The 15,000-nt window shown below is 50.7% G+C and carries 8 protein-coding genes; 7 read left to right on the forward strand and 1 reads right to left on the reverse strand.

The genetic code is table 11. The annotated features are described in order from the left end of the window. Nucleotides 1-225: 225 nt before the first annotated feature. The 3 genes from Q8W22_RS16325 to Q8W22_RS16335 are packed head-to-tail and all read left to right on the forward strand — an operon-like array spanning nucleotide 226 to nucleotide 4,285. Nucleotides 226-1,149 (forward strand): MoxR family ATPase, encoded by a 924-nt coding sequence (locus tag Q8W22_RS16325; protein WP_303431913.1) that lies wholly within the window; start codon nucleotides 226-228, stop codon nucleotides 1,147-1,149. A 2-nt stretch (nucleotides 1,150-1,151) separates the two neighbouring features. Next, the gene (locus tag Q8W22_RS16330) at nucleotides 1,152-2,138 is read left to right on the forward strand and encodes a DUF58 domain-containing protein (protein ID WP_303431914.1); all 987 of its coding nucleotides are present in this window, start codon (nucleotides 1,152-1,154) and stop codon (nucleotides 2,136-2,138) included. Next, nucleotides 2,135-4,285: a DUF3488 and transglutaminase-like domain-containing protein gene (locus Q8W22_RS16335; RefSeq protein ID WP_305453075.1), complete on the forward strand. Its 2,151-nt coding sequence runs from the start codon at nucleotides 2,135-2,137 to the stop codon at nucleotides 4,283-4,285. The genes Q8W22_RS16330 and Q8W22_RS16335 overlap by 4 nt, the downstream gene beginning before the upstream one ends. Here the strand turns inward: Q8W22_RS16335 and Q8W22_RS16340 are convergent. Next, complete coding sequence (locus tag Q8W22_RS16340) at nucleotides 4,271-4,978, reverse strand: DUF6436 domain-containing protein (RefSeq protein WP_305453076.1); 708 nt, start codon at nucleotides 4,976-4,978, stop codon at nucleotides 4,271-4,273. The two genes, Q8W22_RS16335 and Q8W22_RS16340, sit on opposite strands and share 15 nt — an antisense overlap. A 183-nt stretch (nucleotides 4,979-5,161) precedes the next feature. Here Q8W22_RS16340 and Q8W22_RS16345 point away from each other — a divergent pair, with 183 nt between their 5' ends. From Q8W22_RS16345 to Q8W22_RS16360, 4 genes are all read left to right on the forward strand, one after another. After that, entirely contained in the window at nucleotides 5,162-6,055 is an 894-nt protein-coding gene (locus Q8W22_RS16345) for a tetratricopeptide repeat protein (protein ID WP_305415374.1), read from the forward strand. Nucleotides 6,056-6,352: 297 nt separating this feature from the next. Continuing rightward, on the forward strand, nucleotides 6,353-9,643 hold the full coding sequence (locus Q8W22_RS16350; protein WP_305453077.1) for a TonB-dependent receptor domain-containing protein: 3,291 nt from the start codon (nucleotides 6,353-6,355) through the stop codon (nucleotides 9,641-9,643). Nucleotides 9,644-9,686: 43 nt separating this feature from the next. After that, complete coding sequence (locus Q8W22_RS16355) at nucleotides 9,687-14,048, forward strand: hypothetical protein (protein WP_305453078.1); 4,362 nt, start codon at nucleotides 9,687-9,689, stop codon at nucleotides 14,046-14,048. A gap of 568 nt (nucleotides 14,049-14,616) precedes the next feature. Next, the gene (locus Q8W22_RS16360; protein WP_305453079.1) at nucleotides 14,617-14,937 is read left to right on the forward strand and encodes a hypothetical protein; all 321 of its coding nucleotides are present in this window, start codon (nucleotides 14,617-14,619) and stop codon (nucleotides 14,935-14,937) included. Nucleotides 14,938-15,000 lie beyond the last annotated feature (63 nt).

Below are 15,000 nucleotides of genomic sequence, written 5' to 3' on the forward strand. Positions count from 1 at the left end.
CCTGCAAGTCGGCTTCGTGATTCGAAACCATCCGGTAGCCCAGAGTGAGCACCGGATTAAATAGATGCCCCCTATTGTGTGTCACGACCCACATCAAGCCATGATTAATCCTCGACCTGCTTTGCTCTGTCTGGCATAAACCATGAGCTGTCAGCTATATAATTGTTATTTAGCCTGTGCATTTTTATCTTAGTAATGTGATCAGTTGATCAACGGAGACCCGACATGACCAGCGCCGTCAGCGACGCCCTGCAACAGCTTAACCGGATTATTCTGGGAAAACCGGAACAACTCAAACTGGCCCTGAGTTGCCTGTTAGCCGATGGACACTTGCTGATTGAGGATTTACCCGGCATGGGAAAAACCACGCTGGCGCATGCTTTGGCAGGGGTGCTGGGATTGAATTACAACCGTATCCAGTTCACCAGTGACTTGCTCCCGGCAGATATTCTCGGGGTCAGTATCTTTGAAAAACAGCCAGGCTCTGACCTGGGCCAATTTCGTTTTCATGAAGGGCCGGTATTCAGTCAATTACTGCTGGCGGATGAAATTAACCGGGCAACACCCAAATCCCAAAGTGCCTTGCTGGAAGCGATGGAAGAGCGTCAGGTCACGGTAGAAGGTGAGACCCGGCCTCTGCCTGAGCCATTCTTTGTGATCGCGACCCAGAATCCGGTTTCGCAGTCGGGTACTTTCCCGCTGCCAGAAAGTCAGCTGGACCGCTTTCTGATGCGTATCTCGCTCGGTTATCCCTCCGAACAGGCCGAACGTCAGCTGTTGGAAGGCGTCAGCCGGCGGGAAATGGCCAACCAGTTGTCGGCAAAAATTACGCCGCAGCAATTACAGCAGTTACAGCAGGAAGTGAGCAAGGTCCATGCTTCGTCTTCTGTGCTGGACTACCTGCAACGGTTGATTGCCTTTACCCGCTACGAATCGGGTTATCTGTATGGCCTGTCCCCACGGGGTGCATTGGCGTTGTTACAAGCGGCCAGAGCCTGGGCTCTGGTAAGTGAGCGTTCGCACGTTTTGCCTGAAGATATTCAGGCAGTGCTGCCAGCGGTGGTGGATCACCGCCTGGCAGATGCCGCCGACGGTGGCGGGCATAGTGTTTCGGCCCGGATGCTGAGCTCGGTTGCGGTGTTGGTGTAGCCGTGTCGGTGTTAGTTGATCGTCTGTTTGGCGACCGTTGGCAACGCTGGCTGAATCGGCGACTACCCGCTACCCGCAGCCTGGTGTTGAGTCACCGGGCTATCTTTATTGTACCGACCCGGATCGGTTTACTTTATCTGGCACTGGTGGCGTTGTTGTTGGTCACTGCCATCAATTATCAGAACAGCCTGATCTATGGTATGGCGTTCTGGTTATTCAGTGTTGGTCTGTCGGCCATGTTGCTGACGTTCCGGAACCTCACCGGGCTGACGGTCAGTAGTCAGGAAGCCATCCACGGCTATGCTGGACAGGTGTTCGATCTGCCGTTGCGACTGGTGGCAGCACCACGACGGGAGCATCTTAACCTGTGGTTGCAGTATCCGGATAATCCGGGGCAACGGGTCAGTATTGAACGTGGAAGCGCGGAGTCCGTGCGGCTCAGTTATCGCTGTTATCAACGGGGTTACCTGTCTCCTGGACGGGTACTGCTGGAAAGCCGCTTTCCATTGGGATTATTCCGTGCCTGGAGCTGGATCAAGCTGGATTTTTCCACATTGGTGTACCCACAGCCGCAGCCATCGCCTTTTGTATTTCGCAGCGGTGAGGGGGCAGGAGAATTGCTGGGGGCGACACTGGAAGTTCGTGGCGAGCAGGATTTCCGGGGCTTGCGTCAGTATCAGCCCGGCGATTCCATGCGTCAGATTGCCTGGAAACAGCTGGCACGGGGCAAGGGACTGGTCACCAAGGATTTTGACAGCGATGAAGGAGCCAGTTGCTGGCTCGACTGGGCAAACACCAGTGGCGATCTGGAGTCACGCTTGTCCCAGCTTTGTGGCTGGGTGCTTGAAGCCCATCAACTGGGTTGGCAGTACGGCGTGCGCTTGCCGGGTCAGGAGAGCGCTCCGGAACATTCGGATGCTCATCTTGGGGCCTGCCTGAAAATGCTGGCGCTGTATCAGCTGGATCAACCGAGTGAGAGCCCGTCATGACAGCTACCCCTCATTCCGACCATAACAGGGTATCAGACCCGGTGTCTGTTGCCGCCGAGAAACCGGCCATCAAGGCGGGAAGCCAGCCGCATATGAAGCCCGCGGCTCGGCAGCAGCAGATTCCTCGTTCAGCCTTGTTCTGGCTTCTGAGCGGTGGGGCGCTGGCCTTGTTACCGCATTATTCGCACCTGCCATTGCTGTTCTGGCTGATGGCCGGTGCGGTGGTGTTCTGGCGTTGGCAAATGCATATCGGCCGTTTTGCTTATCCGGGAACGATGGCCAAGGTCGTTGCCATTATGGCAGTGGCTATTGGTGTATTTATCAGTTTTAGCGGTCAATATTCGCTGGAAAGTGCGGTGGCGTTTTTTGTTGCTACCTGCCTGTTAAAAGTGCTGGAAATGCGCACCCAGCGTGATGGCTATATCGTTATTTTTCTGTGCTTCTTTCTGGCCGGGACCGGTTTCCTGTTTGAACAGTCGCTGCTCTGGGGGCTATACGGCTTACTGGTGCTCTGGGTGCTGATGGCAGCGCTGGTGTCGTTGCATCTGGTCTCCCATGAAGCCAGGGGCGTCTGGGTGGCCAGTCGATATGCCTTTGGTGTGCTGATCAGTGCCATTCCGGTCATGATGGTGTTCTATCTGCTGTTTCCGCGTATTTCACCATTGTGGAGCATCAACCTGCAGTCGGAAAAGGCGATTAGTGGTCTTAGTGAGCAGATGGCTCCGGGGGACATTGCTTCTCTCAGTCGCTCCGATGAGCTGGCATTCCGGGCAACGTTTGATGATGGCCAGCAGCCGTCCCGTGAACAGCTGTATTGGCGAGCTCTGGTTCTGGACCGTTATGACGGCCGGACCTGGCGTTTTTCAAAAAGAGACCAGTCGGTGGATTGGTTTCCAACCGAGCGGCCGGTTCCGACCGGTACGGACGGTGTACTGAACTATGAAATCATTCAGGAAGCGACTGGCAAGCGCTGGCTCTACACCTTGCGGCACGGTACGGCGTTGGAACGGGGTATCGGTGTTACTGCGGCCGGGGTGCTGATTAATCGCAGGCCAGTGTATCAGCGCAAACGCTATCAAGGGCTGGGTCTCCGTCGTGAACTGGTGCGCCAGACGCTGGATTCCCAGCAGCGCCAGCATAATCTTGATGTGTCCGCTGGTGGCAACCCCCGTACCCGTGAGTGGGTGGCCGGGTTGGTGGCCAGCAGTGAGACGCCGATGGATCTGGTGAATACACTGATTGATTATTTTCGCAATCAGGGTTTTCTCTACACCCTCAAACCACCGGCTTTGGGGAATAACGACATTGATGCGTTTCTGTTTGATACCCGGCTGGGGTTTTGTGCGCACTACGCCGGCGCTTTTGTTTATGCCTCCCGGTTGGCAGGCATTCCTGCCCGGGTTGTGACTGGCTATCAAGGGGGCGAATGGAACGAGGCTGAAAACTATCTGACAGTGCGTCAGTATGACGCCCACGCCTGGGCCGAGATCTGGCTGGAGGGCACTGGCTGGGTTCGGGTGGACCCGACTGCGGTGGTAGCACCGGATCGTATCCAGTTTGGTCTCGAGCAGGCTCTGCAGGAAGAAGGCTCTTTTATGGAAGACAAACTGCTGTCACCGGGGCGTATCCGGCAAATTCCCTGGCTGAACAGGCTGCGTATGGAGCTGGAATCGGTGAACTACCTCTGGCATCGCTGGGTACTGTCATACGATAACGAACGCCAGAAAAACCTGTTAAGCAATATATTGAAAAAAACCGATTACCAACAACTGTTGATCTGGCTGGTCGGGGCGGTAGGGCTGGTCTTTCTGGTTATCACGCTGATGATCGTCTGGCAACGTCCACGTCACCGTGCCAGTCCGATAGCCCTTGCCTGGCAGCAACTGGTCAACGTTGGGGAACAACAGTATGGGGTCGCTTTCCAGACCGGCGAAAGCCAACGGCATTATCTGGTACGGCTGGCGCAAGTACTGGGAGCTGATGGTGATTATCTGCTGGCACTGGCACGGCTGATGGATTTTCAGTTATACGCCGCCAGTGGACAGCAGCCTGCGGATGAGAAACAACTGATCAAACAGCTGCGGAAAAGCCGCAAGCGCTTGTTACGGCAATCCTGGCGCGGCAAGCCCCGTTCAATCGGCGCCTGAAGGCAATGCATCGGATGTGGTTGGCCAGCGGCAGAAACAGCCGCTGCCAGCAACATTGATAAACGGTCCGTATTGGCCATCGGTCATTTGGCGCACCATATTCGGAAAAAAATCATCGCTGGCGACGCTGCATAAAGCACCAAAACCATAGGCGCCAAAATAGCCCAGGCGGCCGTTCTCCTTAACCAGTGCCAGGGCTGGAGAAGATGGAATCAATGCCGTCAGGTCATCGGCCTGGATCAACTCCATGCGCTGGCCATTCAGCTGGTGGAACTCCGCCAGCTGTTCCGCGGTGGCATTGGCAGCCGCGACAACGACGATGCGTAACTGGTAGCGATCAAAGGCCGATACCAGGCCATCAAAATGACGGCGACTGACCTGGTTACAGAGGCAGTCCGGGTTCCAGAAATGCACCATGGTGACCGGTGCCTGGGTTACATGGGGATTGGTTGGCAGGCGTGCCAGCAAGGCTGCGAGTGTGGTTTCCAGAGCCTGGGTGTTTAACGCCGCAGGTGAGCTGTCGGCGGCCAGAAAAGACCGGATGGTTTGTGATTGAAACCACCACAAGGCAAGGCCGGTACCCGAGAGCCACAAGACCACCACCAGGCCCAGCACAATATTACGCTGGCGATTGGGATTATTGGTGGGTGATACGGCAGCGGACGGTGGTGGCGGTGGTATAGAAGATGGCATTGGCGATGACGTCGGTGATGGGGGAAAGTTCGTCCCGCCAGTATCCCGTGAGACGCACGGGATGACAATGCCCTGAACTCGAGTGGGCCAATCGGTTGGTGGCGGTTTCGATCGTTGGCAGGTTTCTGGAAAGCCTGGATTAACCCGTGTACTCTCCTTCAGGTGTACCCAGACGCTGTTTCCATGAGCCACCTTCCAGACGAACCCACTGCATTTTTGTCGTATGTTGCCAAGCTGGCGCAAAACAGCCTGGTACTGGTCGATTTTCAGGCCAGCTGGTGTTCCCCCTGCAAAGCCTTGCTGCCTGTGCTTGAGCATTTGGAGCAAGAGTTTGCACCACAGCTGCGATTGCTGACGGTGGACGCCGAACAACAACCGCAGCTGATGAGTGTGATGCAAGTGCGTGGCTTGCCCAGCGTATTGCTGTATTACCGTGGCCGAGAGGTGAACCGCTTCACCAAGGCACTCCCGGAAAGTCAGATTCGCCAGCTGCTGGCTCCGTATATCCAGCAACCCTGTGACAAATTACGTAAACAGGCGGAACAACATATCGCCCGGCAAGACTGGTCGCAGGGGTTGGCGTTATGGCGTCAGCTGGTACAGCAACGTCCTGGTAACACCGCCGACCTGGCCCGCTATTGTCAGCGCTTGATGGACGCCAGCCAACAGCAGCCTCAGCGACTGCAGGAAGTAGCCACCTTGCTGGACAACCTGACTGCGAACAGTCAGCGTGACCCGGCGATACAACAAGCGTTATCGCGCTGGCATTTATTACAGCGGCGACAAAACAACCTCGATAGCTTGCGGCAAACCTTTCGCGATGCACCCACCCCGGAAAATCGACTGGCACTGGCCCAGGAACTGGCTGCAGAAGAGCAGTACGAGCAAGCATTCAAACTGCTGATCGGCCTGTTGCGACGGCCATGCTCCCCTGAGCTGGAAAAACAGGGGCAGGGGCTGCTGATTGAATTGATCAATATCTTGCCCGACCGCGCCAGAGCCAATCGTTATCGCCGGGAGTGGTTCAGCCATCAGCGGAACCGGAACTGGTCAGAAGAGCCGGATCAGACTGATTGATCTGTGCCAGACATACCTGAAACAGTGTCAGGGCAACATAGCCTGTCGAGCCCATCACGTTTGGATCAGCGATCGCCCTGATAACCAAACAAAATAAGCTTTTAATATTTTCCAGAAATCCAACCATTTACCGGGTGTGACACAAGTCAACGATGGTCGATTCCCGGCTGTAAATACGCAGTCACAAAAACTTAATGTCGCCACTTTATCCAAATCCCGTCTTTAGCTCTGTTCCTTGGGGGCGCAGCTCGGCTGTGTTCACAAACTTTTATCTTTTATCAAAAGGGAAGAGACGTAATGAGGGCTGGACATACACGGCTAATTACCGGCACGTTAGGGCTGTTAATCGCCAGTCCGCTGTGGGCAGCGGGCATCAAAGTAGATTTTGTCATGGATGGCCAGCCGGTGGGTGATGCCATCGTGTTGGAAGATGGTCTGGAATTGGGCCGTACTGACGCCAATGGCAGCCTTTGGATCGACAGTGTTGATGGCGGCCGCAAGGCGCTGGTGGTTGAAGCGGCGGGTACACGTATCCCCGTCAGCTTTACGCTGGACAGCGACGAAGCAGCGTTCGTCAGTATTAGCAAAACCAGTGGCGTGGCCAGCGCGGAAAAATCCGTTAAACGTATTCCTCTGAGTCAGTTGAGCCACCGTAATGGTCAAGTCAGCTCTGACGATGGTGCACTGGTGGGAGTGATTGAAGGTGCTGTCACCGACGACATTACCGGCGCGGCCATTGCCAATGTGGTGGTCTCGGTTGAAGGCAGCGACATCACGACTCGTACAGACGGTTATGGTACCTACGAAATTCAGCTGCCAGCTGGCAACTATCGGCTGACTTTGCAACATCCTGATTATCGTGGCCAGACGCTCTCTGGCGTCAAAGTGGTGTCACAGTTATCGGTCAATCTCGAAACCAATATGAGTAGCAGTGACGACGGCTACAGTCAGGGGATCGAAGAGGTAGTCGCTACTGCCAGCTATCAACCTTATAACCCGGTCGACATGGAGCGTATGTCCAGCTCGGTGCTGGACAGTATGGACTTTACCCAGATCGCCCGCTTCGACGACAGCACCGTCAGCTCGGCGCTCAAGCGGGTGGTTGGGGTCAGTTTGGAAGACAGCCGTTATGCCATTGTGCGTGGTATGAAAAGCCGTTACCAATCCACGTATTTTAACGGTGCGGTGCTACCTGCTACCGATCCGGCCCGGCGTGACCTGCCACTGGATATATTTCCGGCCAGCATTATGCAAACCCTGTCGTTGCAAAAAAGCGCCACTGCCGACGTGCCCGGTACCGCCACCGCTGGTCATATTGAAATGAAAACCAAGCCAACGCCGGACGAAGGCTTCTTCAAAATATCGGCCACGCTGGGCTACGGCAAAGCCAACAGCGAAGAAGGCTATATGAGCAAAGAAAGTGGCGGCAGCGACTGGACCGGTTATGACGACGGTTTTCGTGAAATGCCAGACATAGCCAAAGAAGCCCGAGGCGCTTATTTCTTTGGAGATCCAGACTCAGCTGGCAGTAACGGACTTGGGTATAGCGAAGAGTTTCTCCAGTACCGTGAAGACCTGGGTGAGTCCTTTGAAAACTACGGTGTTTACAAAGGTGATCTGCCCGCTGATGTGTCCTTCAGCCTGGCGGGTGGTGACAGCTGGCTGACAGAAGACGGTCAGCGACTGGGGGTGATTGGGGCCTTCCGTTACAGTAATAAATGGACCAACGACGAAAAAATACAGAATGGTTTTGATCTGTATACCGTTAATAATTCTGATACTGGCGAACAGGAAGATATTATCGCTTTGACCTCATCCCAGGTCACTTACGATACCAACAATATCATTGATCTCAGTGCCATGTTAAATGCTGATTGGCGAATTACAGAAAATCACACTCTGGGAATAAACAATCTTTTGCTGCGCCATACTACCAGCTCCGCAGAGTTTGAAGACCAATATAATATTGCCAGTGGTTACTGGATTGCCCAAAATGATATTGTTCTGCCAGAAGACCCGCGCGATTGGGCCGTTGACTCAAGTATTGAAAAGTTCCAGACCCAAAGTATTGATTGGATAGAAGAGCAGTTGGTCAGTCATCAGCTATGGGGCGAGCACTACTTTAATATATCCGAAGTTTCTGGGCTTTTGGGTAATCTTAAGGCCAATTGGCAAGTTGCCCGTTCGTCCAGCGAATACGATCGCCCCAATGCTCAGCGCTATACCTACCAGGGAAGCCAGACCTCAGACCCTACCCTTCTGGTTGGCTATAGTACGGCTTATAATCTTTGGGAATATTCCGAAGAGGATGGTAATGCCTCGAGTATCGACCTGGAACTTCCTATTAATGAAACTGGCAATATTGCTGTTACTGCTAAAGCCGGTTTGTACAAATTGGACCGCACCCGGGATGGCTATGAAGACCGATTCTCCTATCGCGATAATATGTTAGAACAGGAAACCAGAGAGGATATTCTGTTGTACCCCGATCCTGCAGATATATTTACCGATGAATATATTGGTGATGGCACCAATGGCAGTAATGGTTTGTATGTTAATTATGGCGGCTCTTTAAACGACGAAGATGATATTGGTATCGATAACGGCTATCAGTACCGTGTTGAACAACACACCAACGCCATGTACCTGCAAACTGATTGGAACTTGTGGAATACAGTCACCGCCAATCTTGGGGTGCGTCGTGAATCCTTCAAGGTAGAAGCTGACCAGTACTACTACAATCCGGAGCCATTGTACGAACTGCTGGACGAAACCAAAACCTTGCCATCCGTGGGGGCTACCTGGCTTATTAACGAGCGCTGGCAATTACGTGGTGCTTTCAGCAAAACCGTCAGCTGGCCAGAAACCTTCGAGTTGCTGCCGCGTACCTATCGGGACATTGAAACCCTTACCGCATATAAAGGTAATCCGGATCTGAAGCCCGCGGACATCAAAAACTACGATATGCGACTGGAATGGTACCCGAGCGATACCGAATCTGTCAGCCTGGGAGCCTATCGTAAAGATATGGATAACCCGATCGAAAATGCTTTCGATACCATTGGTAATGACTACGATTACTACACCTTCGTCAACGTCGACTCCGGCAAGGTTAGCGGTTGGGAGCTGGATTTTCGTACGGAATTTGACCTGGGTTACAGCCACGCCTTCTTTGTGCAAGGTAACTACACCGATATCGAATCGGAAGTTACCCTTGCAGAAGACTCTAAAGAAACCGACTTGGATCGTCCATTACAAGGCCAGCCAGACTATATTGCTAACTTACAATTGGGTTACGACCATATTGAAACCGGTCAGGAAGTCACACTGGTATTTAACCGCAAGGGGAAAGAGCTGGTCATTGTAACACCAGATGCAGGCAGTAACGTTACCAATGTGTATAGTGAACCTTATGATGATCTTAAAATTATCTATACCAAACGCTTTGGTGACGATTTGAAAGTGTCATTATCCGGTGAAAATATTCTGGACTCTGAAAAACGCCAATATTACGAAAAATACAACGTGGCGTATTTGAGCTATAAATCTGGCCCCAAATACAAGCTAAAAGTCAGCTACGACTTTTAATGCTGAATTTCTTGGATATCCAACATAAGTAACAGGTGACAATATGTTATTGAATTATTCGTTTCAGGCGACCCGGTATATACCCCGGCCGCTGCCAAAAGTACTGGCCACAGCACTGACAGCCGCCGTACTGGCCAGTTGTGGTGCCGATGTATCCGATGAAACTGCCATGCAAGACAGCATGGAGGTATCGCTGGCCCAGTGTGAAATTTTGCAGTACGGCGTAGTGGGAACACCCACTGAACCGGTAGTGGTTGATGGCGAAGAGGTGAATGCCTGCCTGCTCAGTACTAGTTTTGGCGAGTTAGAGAATACCCGTTCTATCTCCGATAACCTGAACATGATTCAACTGAAAACCAGCTGGAACTACGAGCCGCTGGTCTGGGTATTGGATGGCGTTTACCAACTGGGTGAAAGCAAGCAATACCAAACACTGGATGAACTGGTTGCAGATCACAAAGCGTTTCAGTTGGGTTCCAGCTCAAGCACGGTTTACGCCAAAGAAGGCACGGTTGTGATTGTGCATCGTAACGCCCAGCTTTCTGCCAGTATTCAATCGCTGGACGATAATCTGGTTGGTGGTGGAGAATGGGGTGGTATCATCATCAATGGCATCGGCTCTGCGCCGGAATGCTCGCAAACTGCCAGCCCGGAAGCACTGTGTAACATCGAAGGCCCATTTGGTTATTACGGTGGTGTCAGCCCCAGCACCGACCTGGTTACTTATGGTTTGGGGTTCAATACCAACACTAGCCAGGGGCTGCCCGGTTTATACACCCTGGGCTCTGGCACCAGCTCGGTGATTGGTGAAGCTGGCGCTGAAACCCAAGTAACGCTTGAAGGTTACGAAGGCGGCACCATTCATTCCGCCGTTACCGCCTATGCCCCGGTAGCAGGACAAGTGGGTAACGTGATTGCTTATTCAGGCAATACCGCGATAACCGCCTATGGCGGTAGCTGGAACCTGTTTACAGATACTTTCACTGGATCTGTTCCCACACCATATATCACCGAATCGCCCAGTACAGCCGTTGAGCTGAACGAATATCAGGGCGGCTTTGCTGCTCGGGTGAGCCACAGCAACAGTACGGCTGCTATTATTCTGAATGGCGGAGAGGTTGATCTGATCAACACCACACTGTACGACCAGTACAATCAGGCGGGCAGTGCACTGGCATTGACCGGTGCTTCAATGCTGTCCATCGATGATGTGGTGATACAGGGTTTTGATACCTGCCTGGCACCACAGGATTCGGCCAGCCAGATCAGCATTGGTTCTGCTTTGCTCAACTGTAGCAATATAACGAACAGCACCGATAATGCATTAGCGGCAATTGCGGATGCCACCGACCTGATAACCGGTGCCGACCCCTTACTTAGCTATATCTGGGCAGTAACCAACGACAGTTTAAGCTTTGCCAATGTTGAGGATATTAGCCAATTAGGTGCTGGTAACGTTGGTGTTTCCAGTAACGATCTTTACAGTGCCGCTATTCTCTTTCCTGAATGTATGGATGTGGGTACGCTGGCCAGCGACACCGTGCAGATCGACAACCTCACCTATCAAATCTGTGATCTAAACCCTACCGTGGCACAATCTGCGACGCTATACAGCAACTTTAGTATTGAAGGTCGTTTGGATAACGGTGGTTCACCGGATTATTACCCTAAAAATATTGCTTGGCGTATTGATGGCCAGGTACAGGTCGGTACAGACTTTACTTCCCTTAGCAGCAGCGAACAGGCTGCCGCATTGGCCAGCCCGATACAGCTGACACTGGCTTCCAGCACGAAGCTGGTGGCCACTAGCAACAACGATACCGAACTGGTGATTCAACCTGATGCTCAGTTGCGTGTAGCTGGTTTAAGTGCTGCCGCTGTCGAATTAGGTGTAGGTCTTTCTGGCGATATTACCTCAAGTTGGCGTGGTATTACCGTTAATGGCCACAGCGACGCCGAGCAACAGCTGGATATTCACTACCTGCGCCTGTTCGATACCGGCGAAGACGGCCAGGCCGCCTTGACCCTGAACGAGGTTGATGACAATTCCCAAATAGCCTATCTGGATATTTATGGTGCCGGGGCTGACGGCCTCAATATCAACGGCGGTGCGGTAAACTTTGATCATTTAGTGATGGCCAATATCACCGGTGACCAGATTCAGTGGCAAAACGGTTATACCGGCACCATTGAAACCGCCATTGTCATCCCAGGAGATGACAGCACCGGTCATGTATTGCATGGCATCAACGACAGCACGGATTACGACGCCAGCCCGCGTTCGCGTCCGGTGATCACCAATATCACCGCCGCTGGCTTTGGCTCTGCCAATACTGCCGTATTGCTGGAACAAGGCTCTGGTTTACTGATGTTTAATTCGGTGTTCTCAGACTTCGCCACCTGCCTGGATATTGACGATGCCGAAACCGCCGCCTTACAAAGCAACGACCCGCAGGGGATTCTGTTTGATGGCGTGATATTCAGTTGTGAAAACACCTTGGCAGCAGATTCCGAAGACAGTGGCTACGATTACGGCTACACCGTTGCTTCTTCTAGCGGTGTTTACGAAGAAGATCCCGTACTGGATACCAGTTATGTGATTACCGGCGATACCTTGGCCAGTCAGGCCAGCCTCAGTAGCTACGCCGGTCTTATTGGTGACAGCTATAGTCAGCTGAACGACGCTGGCTACATTGGCGCCGTCTCGGATAGCAATGACAACTGGTATAACAATTGGAGTGATTCGGTGGTAATTGCTCCAGATTATGAGTGTAATAACCTTGGAATACTGACAGCGTTGGATAGTGAGCTGACTGCTGGCGCCTACCGTTTTGGATACGATACTAATGGCGATGGCGAGATCAGCTCTAATGAGTACTGGTATCCGGCATCCAAGTCGTGCCGAATTTTAGGTGGTATCTATACCAACAACGTTACCATCAGCCAGTACACGGGCTTGCCAGGTGAAACGGTTGAACAATGGCTGAACGATGGTTACACCCTGGAGGAAATTCAAGCAGATGCTCTGACCGGCGGTTGGGCAATCAACACTAACACGGGTGAAACTCGCTATATTGAAGAAGCAGTAATGCGAGTGGCACCGACCCACTGGAGTATTAAAGGAGTCGTTCATATTGGTAATGGTCATCAGGAAATTACTGATATTGATACCGTAGCTGAAATGAAAGCAAATCCGGCGAAGTTAACTATTGAGGCTGGGGTGGAAATATCTTCCGAATCTGATAATAGTATTATGCATATAACTAGAGGTGGAAGCCTGATAATACAGGGTGGCCCTGAATATTTCAAAAATAATGACACACCGGCTGACAGCCAGGGCATGGTAACCTTGAATATACCATTGGTAATGGATGGCTTCGGTCGTCACAACGAATGTAGTGATGCTGATACTGCTGAAGTTGGCACTCAAGTATGTAATATCCAAGGGGAATACGGTTACTTTGGTGGGTATGATAATGGCTATGGTAATGTGAGCATTGAATACGTCAATGTGAACGGCGATGCGAATCTTACCTTGAATGCATTAGGGCGCGGTTCTTTTCTACAACACTTTAACCTGATATCAACGGGGTCGTTTGGGTCTCACGAGAGATTCATGCTGGAGATAAACGGCGGTGCAGTTAATGTCAGGGATTTCTATTATTCGGCAGAAAATTATCATGGTGCCTTGAAGTGGTCGTATGGCTATGTGGGTAGTATTCAAAGTGTATATCTTACTTCCCTTTACGCTTTGCCAAATAATGAGAATGGAATTGCAGCGTTTATCAAAGGGGTTAATAACCCTGGGGCCGTGGATGCCCTTCCAAGATCCGCTCCTGTGTTGGCAAATATAAGTATTAATTATTCGTCTTTCTCTTCGGGGGCGCAGCAGACGGGTATTTCTTTGTATGATGGTAGTGCTTTTAATTTATACAATAGCGCTATAGGGAGTAATCTTGACACATACTACATTTCGACACTTGATCAGTGCATATATATTGATGATTCTGATAGTTTGTTAACTTCTGAAAATATAAATATAATCAATATGGCCGCTGGCTGTGCTGAATTTAGTAATGACTCGCGCATTGATGAAATTCCAGTGTTTACAGGTAACGCAGTATTTAACTGGAATTATTTCCAGATTAGTAATGCCTATAACAATATCCGGGAAGCTGTATCCGGGTTTTATGAAATGGAACCATTGTTAAAAAATCGACAAACTTCTGGATTTTCGGCCGAATTTCCCTATCGGGAAGTTGCGGTGCAAGGAAATTTGGTTGGAACGAACTCTGGTGATTATAGTGAGTCTGATACGGCAGATACCGAATTTCTTGAGCAAACGGATTATTTAGGTATATTTGATTACAACCAACATTCTGAGATTGTGAACTATCTTGAATAATTAAGATGTATCTGAAATTCTATTTTTTATTGAATGAGTAAGATTTCTGTTTTTTAGGGAGCTTCGGCTCCCATTTTTTTGCTAATTGCGTTTGTCTCTGAAGGAAGGATGTTTGAATTGAAGAATGTTTGTACTTTTTTATGGAGTTACTTTTTTGTTGTTTTCTGAGATTTTTTATCCATGAGATTTTGGGATGTAGAAAACGTACGTTATTGATAATGGCCTGCTGATTGTTTTGGTGGGTTACGGTTTTGTAAAAAATAGCATTTCTTTTTTAATTTGCAAGTTGTTGATTTGTAAGTTGTTAATGTATTGTATGACAGTTTTAATATTTATTGGTATTAAATTGTTATTATGGTTCTTTGTGGTTAGCTATAAATATAATAAAACTGTATTTTTTATGTCATGCGGAATGTGTGAAAATAGCTTTGCTCCTTAGGGGGGTTCATCGGATTAATGATCCGATATGCTTGGTGTTAGCTTATAGCACCACCGTTTCAATCACGAATGTTTGTGTTCGAATTATTCGAAATCAAGATACATGGAAATACATTACTGGAGATTGATTATGAAAAAACTGATTCTTGCGTCTGCTTTGATGGTAGCTTCTGCCGGCGCTTTTGCTTCCAACGGTGCTTGCGTAGCAGTTGGTTCCGTTGCTGATTCTTCTTATAGTTGGAATGGCACAACTTACACCCTGTGTGAGTTGCCAACTTCTATCACCACTAACAAAACGCTGTTTAATGGAAACGATATTCCATCAGGCCAACCCGTTCTGTGGGCTCTGCCTGGTATCGTGACTGTGGGTGATGGTTATGTGCAGAATACCAGTTACGCTGCGGCTAACCATTCTGTGCTGACCATTGAAGCTGGCGGAGGGTGTTCATAGTTCTGTGTCACCCATTACTTACAGATCCACGTAGCCGTCGATCCGTCCTTCGAAGTGGATGCT

The organism is Oceanobacter sp. 1_MG-2023, assembly GCF_030689025.1.
In the GTDB taxonomy this organism is placed as follows: Bacteria; Pseudomonadota; Gammaproteobacteria; order Pseudomonadales; family Oceanobacteraceae; genus Oceanobacter.